The sequence below is a fragment of the Buchananella hordeovulneris genome (assembly GCF_001907235.1).
In the GTDB taxonomy this organism is placed as follows: Bacteria; Actinomycetota; Actinomycetes; order Actinomycetales; family Actinomycetaceae; genus Buchananella; species Buchananella hordeovulneris.
Window position 1 is genome coordinate 43,021 of sequence record NZ_MQVS01000009.1, and the last position, 17,162, is coordinate 60,182.

Sequence of the window (17,162 nt, forward strand, 5' to 3'; positions counted from 1 at the left end):
TCAGCGCACCTTGCGGGCGGCCCATTCAGTCATCAGCGCGAAGTATCGCTGCCGTACCGGGGGAGCGGAGAGCGCAATGTCGTGCACCGCCCCCGTGATCGGCACGATCTCGACGTCTTCCCCCAGCCGACTGGCGGCCGCCGCCATTGTGCTCACGTCCAGCACGACGTCGGCGTCCCCCGGGCAATGCCCGAGGCGGTGCAGGCCGAGCCGGGACTTCTCCGAATGGCACACCAGCACCGGCACCTCCAGCTCCAATCCGCGCGCCACCGCCTCCTGGGCGCGCGTCACCGCCGCGACGAAGCCCGCCCGTACCGGGTGAGAGCCGAGGGGTTTCCAATCCGGGCGGAAGTTAAACTCCCCGCCGCCGTCGACGTGCAGTGCGTGCGCGTAGGCTCCCGGCAGGCGGCCGATGAGGCTGCGGCGGGAGACGCGGGCCAACGCCCGCGCGGTCGTGCGGGCCCCGGCCCGCAGTAGCCGTGGGCCCGCTAGGTCGAGCCACGGCGAGTTGAGCACCAGCCCGTCGACTGCCCCCGGGAAGGCGTGCGCCCACACGCACGCCAGCAGCCCGCCGGTGGAGTGGGCGTTGATGATCACTTCCCGGGCCCCGGCGCGGCGGATCAGGTAGATGGCCCGCTGCAGCTCCTCCCCGAAGGCGTGCAGATCGCTGCAATACGACAGTTCGCTGCGGCCGTCCCAGGCTCGGCCGTTGCCGCGCAGATCGAGGGCGTAAAACGTCCACCCGGCCGCCTCCCAAGCCTCTGCCAGGTGCGGGTGAAAGAAGTAGTCCAGGTAGCCGTGCACGAACAACACGGCCCGGCCAGCGGGGCGGCTGTCTCGCGTCAGGGTGCCTTCTCGGTGCGTGAGAACTGCCGTGTCCGCCCCCGGCACCCCTGGGTGCGGTTGGACGCGCAGGCGCGTGGCCTGCCAGTTGCCTCCCAGCTCGTCATCGCGGCGCGTGTCCATGCGGCTCCTTCCCCCGGTGCGCATAGTGGCACGACAACCTGTGCCCTGACTATGCCTTTCGTGGATGGTGTCTGTCATGATGATGTGTCTGCGGGCACCGCGGGCCCGATTTGGGTGTGAGCAGCCGCACGCTGAGATAGTTCAAGATGCAATTGACCGGGCTGGGCATTTTGTCCTAGCCTTCAGTCGACCATCCAGAGCAGCCGAGAGACCTGGCTCAGTGACGCTGCAGCAACCCCCCGGTAAGGGTGCGGGTGCTTCCGCCAGGACCGATGGAGGAGCGTAGTGAGCATTAGTGCAACCCCGCCGCAGTCGTCCGCGCGAGCGGCCGACGCCATCGTCCTGGAAGGCCTGCGGAAGGTCTACGGCCGGGGCGAGAACGCCGTCGTCGCCCTCGACGGCATCGACATGCGGGTGCCAGCGGGAGCCATTCACGGCATTGTCGGTCAATCCGGGGCGGGCAAGTCGACGCTCGTGCGGTGCCTGACCGCCCTGGAGCACCCCACCGAAGGCTCGGTGTGGGTCGACGGGCGCGACGTCGCCCAACTGCGGGGGGCCGAACTGCGGGAGGCGCGCCGCAACATCGGCATGGTCTTCCAGCACGCTGAGCTCCTCGATTCCCTGACCACCGCCCGCAATATCGCCTACCCGCTCGCCCTGGCGGGCGTGCCGCACGGGGTGCGGCGCCAGCGGGTGGCGGAACTGCTGGAGCTGGTGGGGTTGGCAGACCGCGGCCACCACTACCCCTCCGAACTGTCCGGGGGGCAGCGGCAGCGCGTCGGCATTGCCCGCGCCCTGGCCGACAACCCGCCGGTCCTGCTGTGTGACGAGCCGACCTCGGCCCTGGACGCCGACACGACACGCCAGGTGCTGGAGCTGATCCGGGACGTCCGTGACCGTTACGGCGTCACGGTCCTCATCATCACCCACGAAATGAGTGTCGTGCGGTCGGTGTGTGACTCGGTGACGCTGCTGGAAGAAGGGCGGATCGTTGAACACGGCACGCTTTCCGAGGTGGTGGCGGACCCCAACTCGCGCCTGGCGCGCGACCTCGTGCCGATCCCGGCCGTCAACGTCGCCGACCACCCGGCCGAAAACGTCATCGACGTCGCCTTCACCTCGCACCCGGGTGAGCCAACCGGTTCCCACGTCATGGGCCTAGCCGCCTCCCTGGGGGCCGACGTCGCCGGCGGGGTTTTCGAGACTCTCGGCACGACGCAGATTGGCCGCCTAGTCCTGACGGTGCCGCCCGGCAAGGCCCGCGCGACAGCGCGGGCACTGCGCCAGGACGGCCTGCACGCGGAGGTGCGCGCATGAACACGTTTACCGGTTTCGGTTTGCTCGCCCTTGCCAACGACAACCAGTGGTTCGACAACCCGGCGATTCAACAAAAGCTGTGGCCGGCCCTGCTGGAGACGCTGCAAATGACCGGGGTGGCCACGCTCGTGGCGGTGCTCTTCGGGCTGCCGCTAGGGCTGTTGCTTGTCGACACCTCGCCCCGCGGCCAGTTCCCGAACCGCCTGGCCCACCAAACCTTGTCGATCATCATCAACATCGGCCGGTCGGTGCCGTTCATCATCCTGCTGATCGCCCTCATCCCGGTCACTCGCGCCATCGTCGGCACGTCGCTCGGCTGGCAGGCCGCCACCGTGCCCCTGTCCATCGGCGCGATCCCCTTCTTTGCCCGCCTGAGCGAGACGGCCTTCCTGTCAGTGTCGCAGGGCAAGGTGGAGGCGGCCCTCATGATGGGGGCCTCCACCACCCAGATCATGGGTGGGGTCCGGGTGCGCGAAAGCCTGCCCGCCCTCATTCAGGGGGTGACCGTCACTGCCGTGACCTTGGTGGGTTACTCGTCGATCGCCGGCGTGGTGGGCGCCGGCGGGCTCGGCAACCTGGCGATTCTCTACGGCTACAACCGCTACCAGCTCGACGTCATGATCGTCTCGGTGGTGTTGATTGTGCTCGTCGTCCAAGTCATCCAGTCTGCGGGAGACATGCTCAGCCGGTGGGTGGACCACCGGTAAGGAATCCACCCCCGGAGCCTGCTTCCCCCGCCACCCAGTAGTGGCACCCAGACTTTGGCCCCTGTGGCCATGCGCCATGCGGCGCCCCCAGAAAGGAAAAACCATGCGTAAGTCCCTGCTGACCTTCACCGCCGCCACCGCCCTCGTGCTGGCTGGCTGCGGCGGCACCGACGCCTCTGCCCCCACCACCTCCGCCCCCCAGGAGGGCGGCAGCGCGGCGGCTGGCGGCTGGAGCGAGGCCGACGCCGTCGACGGCATCACCATCGCCGACGGGGTGGCCACCATCAAGATTGGCGCCACGCCAGTCCCGCACGCCGACATCCTGAACTTCGTCAACGAGAAACTGGCCGGGGCGGCCAATTTGAAGATCGAGGTCGTCGAGTTCACGGACTATCAGCTGCCGAACTCCGCCCTGCAGGGCGGCGACATCGCCGGAAACTTCTACCAGACCCCCAACTTCCTCGCCCAGCAGGAGAACGAGAAGGGCTACACCTTCGAGGCCTTCTCGCCCGGGGTGCACGTTGAGCCGCTCGGTTTCTACTCCGACAAGCACAAGAAGATCGATGATCTGCCCAACGGCGCCACCATTGCCATCAACAACGACCCGGCTAACACGGCGCGGGCCCTGAAGCTGCTGGCCGACAACAAGCTCATCAAGCTGGCCGACGTCGAGTTGCCCACTGACACCGACATCACTGAAAACCCGAAGAACTTGAAGTTCCAGCTGGTCGACGGGGCACAGACGGCGCGGGCCCTGGCCGACGTCGACGCCGCTGTCATCAACGGTAACTACGCCATCGAGGCGGGCAAGGTGCCCGCTAAGGACGCCTTGGCGTTGGAGGCGGGGGAGAACTCGCCGTACTCCAACCTCTTGGTGGTGCGTGAGGCCGACGCCAAGAACCCGGTGCTGGTCAAGCTCAACGAGCTGCTGACCTCGCCGGAGGTCAAGGAGTTCATCACCAGCAAGTGGAACGACGGCTCGGTCATCCCGGCCTTCTAAGCCGCGGCTAGCGGCGGATGCCCCCGGTTGCCCGCCGGGGGCATCTTCGTGTCCTGACTCAGATTTCTTTGTCCACAGGGGCTGCGGGAAGCGGGGCGGGCCGGTAGCGTCAGCTGGAAGCACACACTCCGAAAGGCGGCATGGTGCGAGGCGGCGGCACGGGTGGCCCGCGGTGCGGGCCAGTGAGTAGGGCGGGGGTGCCCGCGCACGGGCGGGAGCGAGGCGATGCCATCGTCGAGTTCGTGGCCTTCTGCGCGGTGTTGCTCGTGGCTCTCGTCCAGTTGATTTACACCTTGGCGCGGGTGGAGGCGGCCCAGTTCGCCGCCGAGGCGGCCGCGCGCGATGCGGCCCGGGTGCTCATGCTCGGCGGGCCTGCGGCCCTCCCCGTCGCCCATAGGGTGGTGGAGACGGCGTTTGCCGACCACGGCTTCGCGGAGGCCGGCCCCCAGCTCCTGACCGTGGAATGCGTGCAGGCCTGCGGGCAAGGGAGCGGCCAGTTCCGCGCCACCGTCCGCTACCCGGTGGAGATTCCGCTGGTAGGGGCGTTCTTGCCGTCGGCGGCCCGGATCGACGTATCCGCGCATTACGCGGTGCTGGTCGGGCAATACGAATCCCGGGGCGGGCCGTGAGGCGGGCGCGGCAGGCCAGGGGCGGTGGCGCCCGCCGGGTAGACGGCGCGGGCGCTCGCCTGCCCGCCGACGCCGGGCGAATCGCCCTGCTGTCAGCGGCCCTGCTCGGCATCGTGTTGGTGCTGGTGTTCATTGCCGTGGCGGTAATGAGCGTCCACCTGGATCGCAAGCGGCTGCAGGGCCTGGCCGATCTCTCGGCGGCCTTCGCAGCCACCGACTCGGTGTCCCAGCCCTACTATCGCGACCCGCTTGCGCAGGCCCGGCGCACCATCTCCGCAGATCCGGCGGCTATTTCGGCCTCCGTCGCCACCTACCTGCATGCCCAAGGGCCGACCGGCAATCTGCACGACGTCACCCTCGTGAACGCCCACATCGACGCCGCCGGAGTGGTCACGGTGCACCTGCGGGCCCGCGCCACGGTGCCGCTGGTGCCGGGCCTTTTCGGTGCCATTCCCACCGAGGTAGGTGTTGAGGCTGTCGGGCGCGCCTACCCCCGCCTGTCCCCGTAGCGTGCCCGCCCGGCGCTGGGCGGGTGCCCGGCGCACGCAGTCGCGGCACGCCCGCCGGGCACGGCAGCTCGTCCCGCCGGGCACGGCAGCTCATCCCGCCGGGCACGGCAGCTCATCCCGCCGGGCACGGCAGCTCATCCCGCCCGGTGCGGGGCGGGACGCCACCTGCCGGGCGGGACGCAAAGTGGTGCCGCGCGCTAGGCGTCGACGACCCCGTACAGCCGGTCCCCGGCGTCGCCCAGCCCCGGCACGATGTAGGCGTGCTCGTTGAGGCGCTCGTCGACGGAGGCGGTGACGATCCTGACCTCGGCTCGGTCCCCGACCGCCTTCTCTAGGGCCGCCAGCCCCTCCGGGGCCGCCAGCAAGCAGATGCAGGTCACGTCGGTCGCCCCGCGCTCCAGCAGGTAGTTGATGGCCGCGATCAGGGTGTGGCCGGTGGCCAGCATCGGGTCGAGCACGTAGCACTGCCGCCCAGACAGATCCTGTGGCAGGCGGTTGGCGTAGGTTTCGATCTCAAGGGTGTCCTCGTCGCGCTTCATGCCGAGGAAACCCACCTCCGCGGTCGGCAGGATCCGGGACATCCCGTCAAGCATGCCGAGGCCGGCACGCAAGATCGGCACGACGATCGGGCGGGGCTGGGCCAGCGCGACACCGGTGGTGGGAGCCACGGGCGTGACTATCTCCACCTCCTCGGTGCGAATATCGCGGGTCGCCTCGTAGGCCAGCAGCGTCACCAATTCGTCGGTCAGCTGCCGGAAGATCGGCGAGGGCGTGCTCTGGTCACGCAAAACGGTCAACTTGTGGGCGATGAGCGGGTGGTCCGCGGTGTGCAGGCGCATGCCTAAAAATTTACCGCGCCGGACCCGGGTTACGTGCACACCACCGCCGAGCACGCCCTGACCCGGCCGGTGCCCAGCAGAGGTGGGCCCCGGAGCAGAGACGTCGCTGGAGCATGCCCCGACCGGGTCGGTGACCTACAGTGGCAGGGTGCAACCCGATGCCCTACTCGAATCCGCGATGCGTCGCGCCCTGGAACTGGCGGCCCACGCCGCCGCAGGGGGCGACGTGCCGATCGGGGCCGTCGTGTTGGGGCCTGACGGCCGCATCCTCGGTGAGGGCTACAACCGCCGGGAACAAGACCACGACCCCTGCGCCCACGCCGAAGTGCTCGCCTTGCGCGCTGCGGGGCAGGCGGCCGGGCAGTGGCGGCTGACCGACTGCACGTTGGTGGTCACGCTTGAGCCGTGCACCATGTGCGCGGGCGCGGCGGTGCTGGCCCGCGTCGGGCGGGTGGTCTTCGGGGCGTGGGACGACAAGGCCGGGGCCTGCGGGTCGCTGCGCGACGTCGTACGGGACGCCCGCCTGAATCACCAAGCCCAGGTGGTCAGCGGGGTGCTGGCGGAGCAATGCCAACAGCTATTGACCGACTTCTTCGCGGCCCAGCGGCCGTGACGGGGCCAACGCGGGTGGGCTAGCGGGCCGCGCCTGCTGCCAGGCGCCGCCGACGTGGCGGGTGCCATAGCCGCGGATTGGCGCCCAGGCGGGTGGTTGGGGTAAGCTCGCCCACCGAGGTAGCGTGTCCGAGCGGCCGAAGGTGCAGCACTCGAAATGCTGTGTGGTGTAACAGCCACCCTGGGTTCGAATCCCAGCGCTACCGCCACCGGCCCGGTCTTAGTGACCGGGCCTTTTGTCTGCCATGCAGCCGGGCCCGCGTGGTCGGGTGCCCCGCGGGTTGTGGGCGCAAACGTGGGTTAGCGGCAGGGATGTGTGTACCGACTGGGCGTGGCGTGGTGAGTGTTTGTCGTCTGGCCCTCTCGCCTTTGGCGCACCGCCATGTCCATGGCGCACCATCATGTCCTTGGCGCACCAACATGCTTTTGGTGCACCATCATGCCCTCAGTGCACCGCCATGTCTTTGGTGCACCATCATGCCCTTATTTCGGTGTTTTAAGGACATGGCGGTGACTTAAGGACATGACGGTCACGCAAGGGCGTGGTGGTTACCCAAAGGCATGGTGGTTACCCAAAGGGGCGACGGGAAGGGGATTGGCCCTAGCGGTCAGTGCTCAGCACCGCGGTCAACCTGCTGCTGCAGTGCGCCCGTCCCCACGGAGAGCGGTTCGTGTGAGGCTACCGCCGCCCGCCCCCATTTTGACTGCTTGATTCGCCCAAACGCCGCGCGGCTTAGCGCCCATATCGGTCAACGAAATTGCGCACGATCCGCATGGAGTCCTTGGCGTCTTGCGCCCGCACCTGTGCTTGCAGGGTGTCGAGCTCGTCGTCGGTGAAATAGCCGTGCCCCCGGTAGCGGGCCAGGCGTTGGGCCAGGTTTTCGCCGTCGAGCTCGGCGTGGAACTGGGTGGCGTACAAGTTTTGCCGCACCCGCATCATTTGCACCTGGCAGCCAGGCGTCGTCACCAGCAGGGTGGCGGTGGCGGGTAGCACCTCGCAGCCTTCCTTGTGGGCGACGTAGGCGCGAAACGGGTTGGGCAGCCCCGCCAACAGGGGGTCGGCCAGGCCCGCGGCCGTGATGGTCATCTCGGGGGCCGAGACCGCCTCACCGACCCGCGTGCCGATCTGCGCCCCAATGAACGCCCCCAGCGTGCCGATGCCGTAGCAGGCGCCGAGGAAGGGAAAGTCCGCGGCGTACAGGCGGGTCAGGAGGGTGGCAAACTCGGCCTCCACTCGCTGCTGCGTGGCAGATTTCTCCGTGTCCGAAAAGCAGAACGGGGAACCGCCCACGATGAAACCCGAGATCTCCGCCAGGTCGAAGTCGGGCATCGGGGCGGCCTCTAACCGCACCCGGCGCAGTTCGTGCGGTGCCAGACCCCCGGCAGCCAGGAACGAGGCGTACTCGGCGTCAGCGGCGACGTCGTCGGTGCGGGTGGCTAGCAGCACGAAGGGCTTGGTCAGGCCCCGGCCGTCAGTGGGATAGGTCGACGAGTTCGGCATTGTGCTCCACGAAGTTGCGGATGATGCGACCTGCCGGGTGGAGGTCGACGGACTGCTCGGAGGTGCGGAAGTGGGAGGCGTGTTCGTCGTCGAAGTCGGGATAGAACCCGGCCTCCTCGTAGGTGGCTAGGCGGGCGGCCAACGCCGTGGCGTCGACCTCCGGATTGAACTGGATGCCGTAAATCTCCGTGCCGAACCGCAGGATCTGCGCGGGGCAGCGGCGCGAGGCGGCCAGGACTGTCGCCCCCGCCGGGACGGTATCGCACACGTCGTGGTGGGCGACGAAAGTGGTGAACACCTCCGGCAGGTCCGCCAGCAGCGGGTCCTGGCGGCCCGCCGCGGTCAAGTAAATCTCCTCGCTGCCCAACGCCCGGCCAGGGATAGGGCTGACCGTCCCGCCCAGGTGCCGCACCAGCGCCTGCAACCCATACCCGGTGGCCAGGCACGGCACGGCCCGTTCAATGACCTGCCCCAGGAGGGTCTCAAGATCGCGATCCAACCGCTGCTGGGTGGCGGTGCGGGCACCGTCGGGTGTGGTGTGTCGGTAAGGCGAGCCGCCGATAATCACCCCCGAGTAGAGCCCCAACTCCAGCTCGGGCAGGGGCGCGGCCTCCAGCCACACCTGTTCCAATTCGTCGGCTTGCAGCTCCCCTAAGCTGCGAAACAGTTCCCACTCGCGACGAACCAGGCTTTCTTCAGGGCGCAGCGACAGCAGCAGGAACGGTTTCATGCCCGCCATCCTAGTGAGAAGTACAGCCCTGCGGCGCCTGCTCGTTCACGAGGCGGTCAGGTAGGCCGTGATGACAATAAGCGTGGCCACCAGCAAGACGGTGAGCCCGACCACCAGCGTGAAGTGATTCAGTTGCGCCCCGCCGCGTCCCGGCCGCTGCACCTGCTTGCGGGCCAGCCACGCCAAGGTCGGGGCGAGCAGCAGCGGGAGCGGAAACAGGGCGGCGACGGCAATCTGGTTGACCAGCACTATCGCCACGATGGGGCTGAGCAGCAGGGAAACAAACGCCACCAGCACCAGCTGGGGGGTGTGGCGGGCGGGAGCGCGATAGCCAGGGACAGAAAATACGTGCGCCCGGTCAACCAGCTCGGTGCCCGGAAAGGGGGTGTGGCCCGGCACGAACTCCCCCTCGTCGGCGGGACGCGCGGGGGCAGGGGCGGCGGGGGACTGGCTCAGCACGCTCATGACCCCAGCATCTTACGTGAGAGCCTGCGCACATGGGGCGGACTCGGGTGGGGCGGGCCACGCAGGGCGCGGTACGCTTGAATCCCGGACCGCCGCGTGTGCGCGGTCGAGACGAATCCGGGAGCCTTAAGTGCAAAAAACAAAATCCTCTCCATCCCGCAGCCTGTGGACCCTTCACGGGGATGGCCGTTCGATTGCGGCGGGGGCGGTGGTGCGCCCCGGTGAACGCTTGTCCTGGCCGCGCACGATCGGTATCGGCGCCCAGCACGTGGTGGCCATGTTTGGGGCCACCTTTTTAGTGCCCTTGTTGACGGGCTTCCCGCCCGCCACCACCTTGTTCTTCTCCGCCGTGGGCACGCTCGGCTTCTTGCTGCTCACGGGCGGCAAACTGCCCAGCTACCTGGGCTCGTCGTTCGCCCTCATTGCCCCGATCGCGGCCACCACCGCCACCCACGGGCACAGCGCCGCCCAGGGCGGCATCATCGTGGTGGGGCTGTTGCTGGCGGCGGTGGGCGTTTTCGTGCACTTCGTCGGCACGGGCTGGATCGATGCGCTGATGCCGCCGATCGTGACCGGCACGATCGTGGCCCTGATCGGCCTCAATCTGGCGCCTGCCGCGTGGGGCAACGTCAAGGTCGCTCCGCTGACGGCCCTGACCACCATCGTGGCCATCGTCGTCATCACGGTGCTTTTCAAGGGCATCTTGGGGCGCTTGTCGATCCTGCTGGGGGTCATCCTCGGCTACGGCGTGGCGGTGATCCGCGGTGAGGTGGACTTTGCGCCGGTGCAGCAAGCTGACTGGATCGGGCTGCCGACGTTCTCCGCCCCGACGTTCGTCCCCGCCACCTTCGGGTTGTTCATTCCCGTGGTGTTGGTGCTGATCGCGGAGAACATTGGGCACGTGAAGTCCGTGGCCGCCATGACGGGCGACAACCTGGACGGGGTGACCGGGCGCGCGCTGGCCGCCGACGGTCTGGCCACCGCCCTGGCGGGCACCGGCGGCGGTTCCGGCACCACGACGTACGCCGAGAACATTGGCGTGATGGCCGCCACCCGCGTCTACTCCACGGCGGCCTACGTCGTGGCCGGCCTGGCGGCCCTCGGGCTGTCCATGTCGCCGAAGTTCGGGGCCCTGATCAATACGATTCCTGCCGGGGTGCTCGGTGGGGCCGCGACCGTGCTGTACGGCATGATCGGTATCCTTGGGGCCCGCATCTGGGTGCAAAACAAGGTCGACTTTGCTGACCCGGTCAACCTCAACACCGCGGCTGTCGCCCTCATCGTGGGCATCGCCAACTTCACCGTGGTGTTCCACGGTGCCAAGTTTGAGGGCATCGCCCTTGGCACTGCAGCCGCCCTGCTGGTCTACCACGTCATGCGCGGCATCTCGCGGGCGCGCGGCACCTACATTGAGGCCGCCACTCCGGCCTCGGCGCCTGCCGGGACGGACCTGGAATCTGAGGCCTACCGCGAGCGGCACGCCTAAAGGCGGGGCTGCTGGCACCACAAGGGTGGGGCGGAAGTCAACGACTTCCGCCCCACCCTTCCTGTGTGCCCCAGCTACTCGACCGGTTCTTCCGGGGCAGGCTGCTCCGCTGGTGCCTCCGCGGTCGGGGTCGCGTGCGGGGGTGCCGGCGGCAGGGTGGCCTTCGCCAGTTTCTCTGCCGGTTTGCAGTTGGGCAGCGACTTGAGTTTGGCGTCGGCCGGAATGGCCTCGACGGCGCTCTGCTCCACCATGGAGGTGATGTTCTTCCCCAGCACGAGGTCGACGATGGTGCCGGTCCGCGCGTCGACGTTGATGACCGGGTCTTTAAAGAGGCGGGCCAGGGTGTAGGCGTGCGGCACGCCCTCAACGCCTGAGGTGATCAGCACGCTGCCGGAGTACTCGCCGTCGAAGTCGCCGGTGTCGTTCTTGATGCCGCGTTCGGTGAAGTTCTCGCCCAACAGGCGGGCCAGTCCAGACAGCTCGGAGCCGTTGAAGATCCGCACATCTAGTTCCGGGTAGGGCACGCCGACGGCGTCGGGTGGGGCACAGGGCACGATCCCGGAACCGTGTTTTTCTTCGCTGCCCGTGAATTCGCGCTGGAACGGGCCGCCGATGGTGCCGGAGGCAACCGCGATCGACAACAGGCCGGAGACGGCCAGGCCAGCCAGCAGGCTGCCAAAAATGACAGTTTGGCGTTGCTGTAGCCGCCGCTTGCGGCGGGTGCGCGGGTCAGTCGGGTCGAGTTTCACGCTACGAACCTAGCCCAAAGTTCGCCGGTGTGCGGGATGCTGCGGGGCTGGCGTGCGGTCAGGATGCCCATCTCCGGTCTCGATGTGCGGGAAGTCACAGTTGTCGGGGGGATTGCGGGCATTTGGCGGCAGTTCCTGGCTCTCGCGGTAAATTTGTCAGACATCGGGGCAGTCTGAGGGTCAGCTGTGGTTGAAAGTGCGCTATGGCACAAATATAGTCCCCTCGCACGGGCATCGTGGCCCGCGAAAGAAAGGTGCATCCCATGAGTCGATCCCGCCCTAGGCGGTGGCGAGCTGTAGCCACTGGTGCTGCGCTCGCCGTCGTCTTGTCTCCCCTCATGTTGCCTGCGCATACGGCGTATGCGGCCGGCAACACCGTGCCGCTGCCCGACGGGCAGCTGCAGTCATTCGACGCCACCCCGAAGGGGGAGGCAGAGCCGGTCGACCCGACCCTAGACACCAACAAGGTGCTGCTGGCCCGCGCCGGGCAGCACAACTTCCGCTGCCACCGCATCCCCGCCCTCGGCGTAAACAACAAGGGTGAAGTTGTCGCCCAGTGGGATGGGCGGCCGGAAGGCTGTGGTGACGCACCCCTACCCAACCACATCATCCAGCGGGTCTCGAAGGACAACGGAGCCACCTTCGAAGGGGTGACGACGGTGGCTGCCGGCAATCCCGGACCGGCACGTTACGGCTACTCCGACCCCTCCATCGTGATCGACCGGCGCAACGGTCACATGTTCAGCTTCTTCGTGAAGTCCTACGACCAGGGCATCGGCGGCTCTCGCCCCGGCACCGACGAGAACGACCGCAACGTGCTGCACGCCGTCTACGTCAAGTCGACCGACGGCGGCGCCAGCTGGAGTCAGCCGACCTTCGTCACCCGCGAGATCACCCGGGGGAAGGAAGCAGAGTGGCGGGGCCGCTTTGCCACCTCGGGCAACGGCATCCAGCTGCAGCACGGTGACCACGCCGGGCGGCTCCTGCAGCCGTACTCGGTCTGGGACATCCACGGCAACAAGATCGCCGTTACCCTCTTCTCCGACGACATGGGCGCCACCTGGCAGCGCGGTGAGCCGCTCGGCACCAACTTTGACGAAAACAAGCTGGTGGAGCTGCACGACGGGCGCGTCATGATCAACTCGCGCCAGACCGCGCGCGAAGGCGACCGTTACGTCGCCATCTCCGAGGACGGCGGACGCACCTTCGGGGACTTCCGCCGGGACCGCACCCTGGTGGACCCCGCCAACAACGCCTCCATCATTCGGGCCTTCCCGAACGCTGACCCGAGCGACCCCAAGGCCAAGGTGCTGCTGTTCTCCAACGCCGCGCACCCCACCTCGCGTGTTAACGGCACCATCAAGATGAGCTGCGACAACGGCGAGACCTGGACGGCGGCCAAGCAGTTCAAGGCCGGGGCGATGGCCTACTCCGACATGGCGGTGCTGGCCGACGGCAACATCGGCATCCTGTACGAGGCTGAGAACAACGACATCTACTTCTCCAAGTTCAACCTGTCGTGGCTGGGGGGCTCCTGCGCCTCGGCCGCGCCGCAGGCGGACAACGTCACGGTGCACCGCAGCGAGCCTGCCACCGTCAACGTGACGGTCACCAACCCGGGCCCGGCCCCGCTGGAGAACGCCACGGTGCAGCTCGGTGGGGTCTACGGCTGGACCTTCGGGGACGCCGTGACCGTGCCGACCGTGCCGGTCGGGGGCAGCCAGACCGTCCAGGTCACCGTCACCCCGAGCCGCTACGCCGACCCCGGCGCCGTGCCCGGCAAGGTGCTGTTGACCGCCGAGGGCAGCACCAGCGAGCGGCCCATCACCTTCAACCTGCAACTGCGCGAAGGCGAATTCCCGAACGTGGCCCTGCCGCACACGGACCTGAGCGTCGCGGCCTTCACGTCGCAGCACGACACGGGCAGCAACGCCGCCACCAAGGCCATCGATGGCAACCCGCGCACCGCCTGGCACACCAGCTGGAACGGCAGCCACCCGCTGCCCCACTCCATCACCATTGACGCCGGGGCCGAGCACGCGCTCACCAGCGTCTCGGTGCTGCCGCGCCAAGACAACTCGGACAACGGCACGATCCGGAACTTCGAGGTGTGGACCGGCACCACCACCGAGAACCTGCGCAAGGTGGCCGACGGCCAGTGGGACAACTCCAAGGCGCCCAAGATCGTCGAGCTGGACGGTTCTCCGGTGCGCTACGTCAAGGTGGTGGGGACGTCGTCCTTCGGCACCACCGAGAACGCCTGGGTCTCGATCGCTGAGGTGAGCCTGCGCAAGAGCGGCACCCAGGCGCAGGGACACCTGGAAGTGGTGGACAACGGCCTGCACTCGGTGGTGCGTGCCGACGCCAACGCCGACGCGTTCAACACCTACGCGGAAGGCGACAAGCTGCGGTGGACCTTCACCGTCCGCAACCGGTCCGACCGGGCAGTGACCGTCTTCCCGCGCCAGGGTGACTTCGCCAACCTGCTGCCGCCGAGCTCCCCGAACTGCCGGTGGCGGGACCTGAAGGCCGGGCAGCACTACACCTGCCTCACCTCCAACATCAACAACACCCCGTTCCACACGGTGACCGCGGAGGACCGCCAGCGCGGCTACTTCGAGCCCGTCACCCAGTGGGATGCGACCGCGGACCAGAACGGCGCGTCGGTGCTGTCCTCCACCGAGGTCACCGGTAGCCGCTTGTGGCTCAACCCGTTCACTGCCGAGCTCGACGAGGCCCGCTTCACCCCCAAGGACGCCTACGCGGCGGGCGAGCAGATCGTCGTGCCGGTGCGCGTGCAGCTGCGGTCGGCCGCCGACGTGCAGTACAAGGTGGAGGCGCTAAACGGTGGGGGCCTGGAGACCTTCACCGGCAACTACTCCAACCAGCAGCGCACCCAGTGTGGCTGGGAGCGAGTGCGGGGCAACGACGGCTACACCTGCTACCCGACCTACACCGTGACCCCCGAGGCCCTGGCCGCCGGGCAGGTGACGCTCAACATGCAGTGGCGGGGCACGTCGCTGACCGAGGGCAAGGGCGTTAACTCCGAGTTCACGCAGCAGATCACCCTGCCGCTGCCGTCCGCCAACGTGCCGGACCCGGAGCCGGAGCCGCCGACCCCGCAGGTGGTCACCCCGTTGGCTCCTGCTTTCTCGGACGCCGCAGGCTCGCAGCGGGACTTCGTGCACCTGCCTGAAGTGCCCGGGGTGCAGTACCTGCTCGACGACGTCGTCAAGACCGCCGGGAGCTACCCAGCTGCCGCTGGGGAACGGGTGGTAACCGCCCGGGCCGCCGACGGCTACCAGCTGGCCGCTGATGCGACCACCGAGTGGCGGTGGACGTTCGTGGCCGACGCCTGCCAGGCGACCACCATTGATGGCGCCAAGGGCGAGCGCCTCGGCGGCCAGTGGGCCGCGTACGCGGCCGACACCGAGTCGGTGGGCGGCGTCGGTGGCGAGCAGAATGGGGCGTTCACCAACGTGGTGGATGGTGACCCTGCCACCTACTGGCACACCCCGTGGCGGAAGAACGACGGTGTGAGCGACCAGGACATGACCTTCCCGCACTGGGTGGCGATTGATCTGGGGCAGACCGGCAACCTGGGGGCCATCAAGTTCACGCACCGCGTGAAGGACTCCGCCTCGCCGACTGGTTACGCCGGCCAGCCGCAAAACGTGGAGGTCATGTACTCGGAGAACGGCCGGGACTTCCGCAGTGCCGGATGTGCGGTGCTCCCCGATCTGACCGCCGCGGACGATCCGACCGCGACCGTCGTGCTGCCGGCGGGCGTGCAGGCCCAGCACGTGTGGTTGAACATTGACTCGGCCTACAACTCGGACAAGTTCACCCTCATCAACGAGCTGGAGTTCTTCGCCCCGGCCGCTCCGTCCACGGAGCCGACGGAGCAGCCGACTGAGCAGCCAACCGAGCAGCCGACTGAGCAGCCGACGGAGCAGCCGACCGAAGAGCCCACGGAGCAGCCGACGGAAGAGCCGACGGAAGAGCCGACGGAAGAGCCGACCGAGCAGCCCACGGAGCAGCCGACCGAGCAGCCGACTGAGCAGCCGACCGAAGAGCCGACTGAGCAGCCCCAGGAGCCGTCGTCCGAGCGGGTGTTTGGACGCAACCGGGTCCTGACTGCCTTGGAGGCATTCAAGGCAGGCGACTACACCTCGGGCAAGGCGGTCTTGGCCAACGCCAACACGTTCGCCGACGCCCTGGCGGCTGGTCCGCTGGCGGCCGCGCTCGACGCCCCGGTGGTGCTGACCAGCGGCAAGACCCTGGAACCAGCGGTGCTGCAGGCCTTGCGGGAAGGCAAGATCACCGAGGTGTTCGTGACCGGCTCGGAGGGATCGATCTCGGCGCAGGTCGTGAGCGAGCTGGAAAAGGCGGGGATGAAGGTCGAGCGCCTGGGTGGTGACAACCGCTTCGACACGGCGTTGGTCATCGCGGCGCGTACCGCGCAGGTCAAGCCGCCCACCACCATCTTCATCGTTGACGGGACGAACTACGCCGACGGTCTCGCGGCCGGGTCGGTAGCCGAGTACGCCAACGCGGTTATGGTGCTGTCCAACGGTAACAAGCTGCCGCGCGCCACCGAGCTGTACCTGCGGCAGCACCCGCAAGCCAAGGTCGTTGCCGTCGGTGGTAACGCCGGGCGGGCCGCCACCGCCGCGGGCTGGGTTTCGGGTATCAACCTGAAGATCATCGCCGGGGAGAACCGCTACGCCACCAACGCCCGGTTGGCCCGCGAGTACGCCGCCGATGTCAAGTACATCGTGGTGGCCTCGGGGGAGAACTTCCCGGACGCGCTGGCAGGAGCCGCGCTGGCCGCCCAGAAGCACGGTGTCCTGGTGCTCAGCCCGCGTGGCCACCTCTCGCCGGTGATCGAAACATTGCTGGAATCGCTGCGTCCGCACACCGCTGTCCTCCTTGGGGGACCGCAGGTGGTAAGCCCCGCAGTCGAGAAGGCCGTGGGAGAGATCATGAACGCCAAGCCGTGACGAGTGCCGAGTGCACTAGCCGGTAGACGTTAACCACCTGAGGGGGTGGGGCGAGATACTCGCCCCACCCCCTCAGCTGTCGCGCTCATAGAGGTGACTGCGCCGCCTGGGCGGGAGGGTTTCACCCCGGTTTTACTGCGTCGCCTTGCCCGTGTGGCACCGCCTTGCCCTTAATGCACCATCATGTTCTTAACGCACCATCATGTTCTTAAGGCGGCATTTCGTCCGCCGTTTTGCGTGACCATCATGTCCTTTACGCACCATCATGTTCTTAATGCACCATCATGTCCTTAATTCAGTGTTTTAAGAGCATGATGGTGACACAAGGGCATGATGGTGCATTAAGGGCATGATGGTGGGGCCGTGAGGGGTCTTGTTGGTGGTGACTGTGGCCGTTATGTCAGACAGAGACCGTCATGCTCGGTTGGGTGCCCGTGTGCTAGGGCTGATGCCCTGGTTGGACTGACCGTTTTGCACTAGGTCGACCATTATGGCCAAACGTTGACCGCACAGCGTTTTGTGTTTGGTTTTTGGGGTTGTCCTTTGGCGCAACGGTCTGCGCGAACGGGGTGGGGTGTCGTTGGGAGCCGCGCTCCTGCTGGGGTTGGAGGCAACGGTCTGCGGGAGCGGGGTGGGGTGTCGTTGGGAG

At 67.8% G+C, this 17,162-nt stretch carries 14 protein-coding genes, 1 tRNA gene and 1 riboswitch; of the genes, 9 read left to right on the forward strand and 6 right to left on the reverse strand.

Annotated elements, in window-relative coordinates; genetic code table 11:
- Window positions 1–966, reverse strand: coding sequence for an alpha/beta hydrolase (locus tag BSZ40_RS08695; RefSeq protein WP_158020884.1), 966 nt, complete (start codon window positions 964–966; stop codon window positions 1–3).
- A gap of 187 nt (window positions 967–1,153) precedes the next feature.
- Window positions 1,154–1,245: riboswitch (SAM riboswitch) on the forward strand.
- 6 nt (window positions 1,246–1,251) lie between these two features.
- Between BSZ40_RS08695 and BSZ40_RS08700 the strand changes: the two genes are divergently transcribed.
- The 5 genes from BSZ40_RS08700 to BSZ40_RS08720 all read left to right on the forward strand — a co-directional run bounded on the left by BSZ40_RS08700 (window position 1,252) and on the right by BSZ40_RS08720 (window position 5,128).
- Window positions 1,252–2,283, forward strand: a complete 1,032-nt coding sequence (locus tag BSZ40_RS08700; RefSeq protein WP_425425651.1) for a methionine ABC transporter ATP-binding protein — start codon at window positions 1,252–1,254, stop codon at window positions 2,281–2,283.
- The gene (locus tag BSZ40_RS08705) at window positions 2,280–2,990 is read left to right on the forward strand and encodes a methionine ABC transporter permease (protein WP_073825335.1); all 711 of its coding nucleotides are present in this window, start codon (window positions 2,280–2,282) and stop codon (window positions 2,988–2,990) included. The genes BSZ40_RS08700 and BSZ40_RS08705 overlap by 4 nt, the downstream gene beginning before the upstream one ends.
- A gap of 103 nt (window positions 2,991–3,093) precedes the next feature.
- Entirely contained in the window at window positions 3,094–3,990 is an 897-nt protein-coding gene (locus BSZ40_RS08710) for a MetQ/NlpA family ABC transporter substrate-binding protein (RefSeq protein WP_143180923.1), read from the forward strand.
- Window positions 3,991–4,172: 182 nt separating this feature from the next.
- On the forward strand, window positions 4,173–4,619 hold the full coding sequence (locus BSZ40_RS08715) for a pilus assembly protein (protein WP_143180924.1): 447 nt from the start codon (window positions 4,173–4,175) through the stop codon (window positions 4,617–4,619).
- Window positions 4,616–5,128, forward strand: coding sequence for a pilus assembly protein TadG-related protein (locus tag BSZ40_RS08720; protein WP_073825339.1), 513 nt, complete (start codon window positions 4,616–4,618; stop codon window positions 5,126–5,128). Before BSZ40_RS08715 ends, BSZ40_RS08720 begins: the two co-directional genes overlap by 4 nt.
- Before the next feature lie 197 nt (window positions 5,129–5,325).
- On the opposite strand, the gene upp is transcribed toward BSZ40_RS08720, so the two are convergent.
- Complete coding sequence (gene upp / locus BSZ40_RS08725) at window positions 5,326–5,967, reverse strand: uracil phosphoribosyltransferase (protein WP_073825342.1); 642 nt, start codon at window positions 5,965–5,967, stop codon at window positions 5,326–5,328.
- A 148-nt stretch (window positions 5,968–6,115) separates the two neighbouring features.
- On the opposite strand from upp, the gene tadA reads away from it, so the two are divergent.
- Together tadA and BSZ40_RS08735 are read left to right on the forward strand one after the other, a co-directional pair.
- Window positions 6,116–6,580 carry a tRNA adenosine(34) deaminase TadA gene (gene tadA / locus BSZ40_RS08730; RefSeq protein WP_245793983.1) on the forward strand — a complete coding sequence of 155 codons (465 nt, stop codon included), beginning with the start codon at window positions 6,116–6,118 and terminating at the stop codon, window positions 6,578–6,580.
- Between the two features lie 118 nt (window positions 6,581–6,698).
- A tRNA-Ser gene (locus BSZ40_RS08735) sits at window positions 6,699–6,788 on the forward strand.
- A 524-nt stretch (window positions 6,789–7,312) separates the two neighbouring features.
- Here BSZ40_RS08735 and BSZ40_RS08740 read toward each other — a convergent pair.
- From BSZ40_RS08740 to BSZ40_RS08750, 3 genes are read right to left on the reverse strand one after another with little or no spacing between them, the layout of a single operon-like run.
- Complete coding sequence (locus tag BSZ40_RS08740; protein WP_073825346.1) at window positions 7,313–8,080, reverse strand: glutamine amidotransferase; 768 nt, start codon at window positions 8,078–8,080, stop codon at window positions 7,313–7,315.
- Complete coding sequence (locus BSZ40_RS08745; RefSeq protein WP_073825348.1) at window positions 8,052–8,810, reverse strand: glutamine amidotransferase-related protein; 759 nt, start codon at window positions 8,808–8,810, stop codon at window positions 8,052–8,054. The genes BSZ40_RS08740 and BSZ40_RS08745 overlap by 29 nt, the downstream gene beginning before the upstream one ends.
- A 45-nt stretch (window positions 8,811–8,855) precedes the next feature.
- Entirely contained in the window at window positions 8,856–9,275 is a 420-nt protein-coding gene (locus BSZ40_RS08750; protein WP_073825350.1) for a hypothetical protein, read from the reverse strand.
- 130 nt (window positions 9,276–9,405) lie between these two features.
- Between BSZ40_RS08750 and BSZ40_RS08755 the strand changes: the two genes are divergently transcribed.
- Window positions 9,406–10,761, forward strand: a complete 1,356-nt coding sequence (locus tag BSZ40_RS08755) for a uracil-xanthine permease family protein (protein WP_073825352.1) — start codon at window positions 9,406–9,408, stop codon at window positions 10,759–10,761.
- A 74-nt stretch (window positions 10,762–10,835) separates the two neighbouring features.
- Here the strand turns inward: BSZ40_RS08755 and BSZ40_RS08760 are convergent, their stop codons facing one another.
- A complete protein-coding gene (locus BSZ40_RS08760; protein WP_073825354.1) occupies window positions 10,836–11,510 on the reverse strand; it encodes a LytR C-terminal domain-containing protein in 675 nt (224 codons plus the stop codon).
- A gap of 263 nt (window positions 11,511–11,773) precedes the next feature.
- On the opposite strand from BSZ40_RS08760, the gene BSZ40_RS08765 reads away from it, so the two are divergent.
- Complete coding sequence (locus tag BSZ40_RS08765) at window positions 11,774–16,513, forward strand: cell wall-binding repeat-containing protein (protein ID WP_084542762.1); 4,740 nt, start codon at window positions 11,774–11,776, stop codon at window positions 16,511–16,513.
- Window positions 16,514–17,162: the final 649 nt, after the last annotated feature.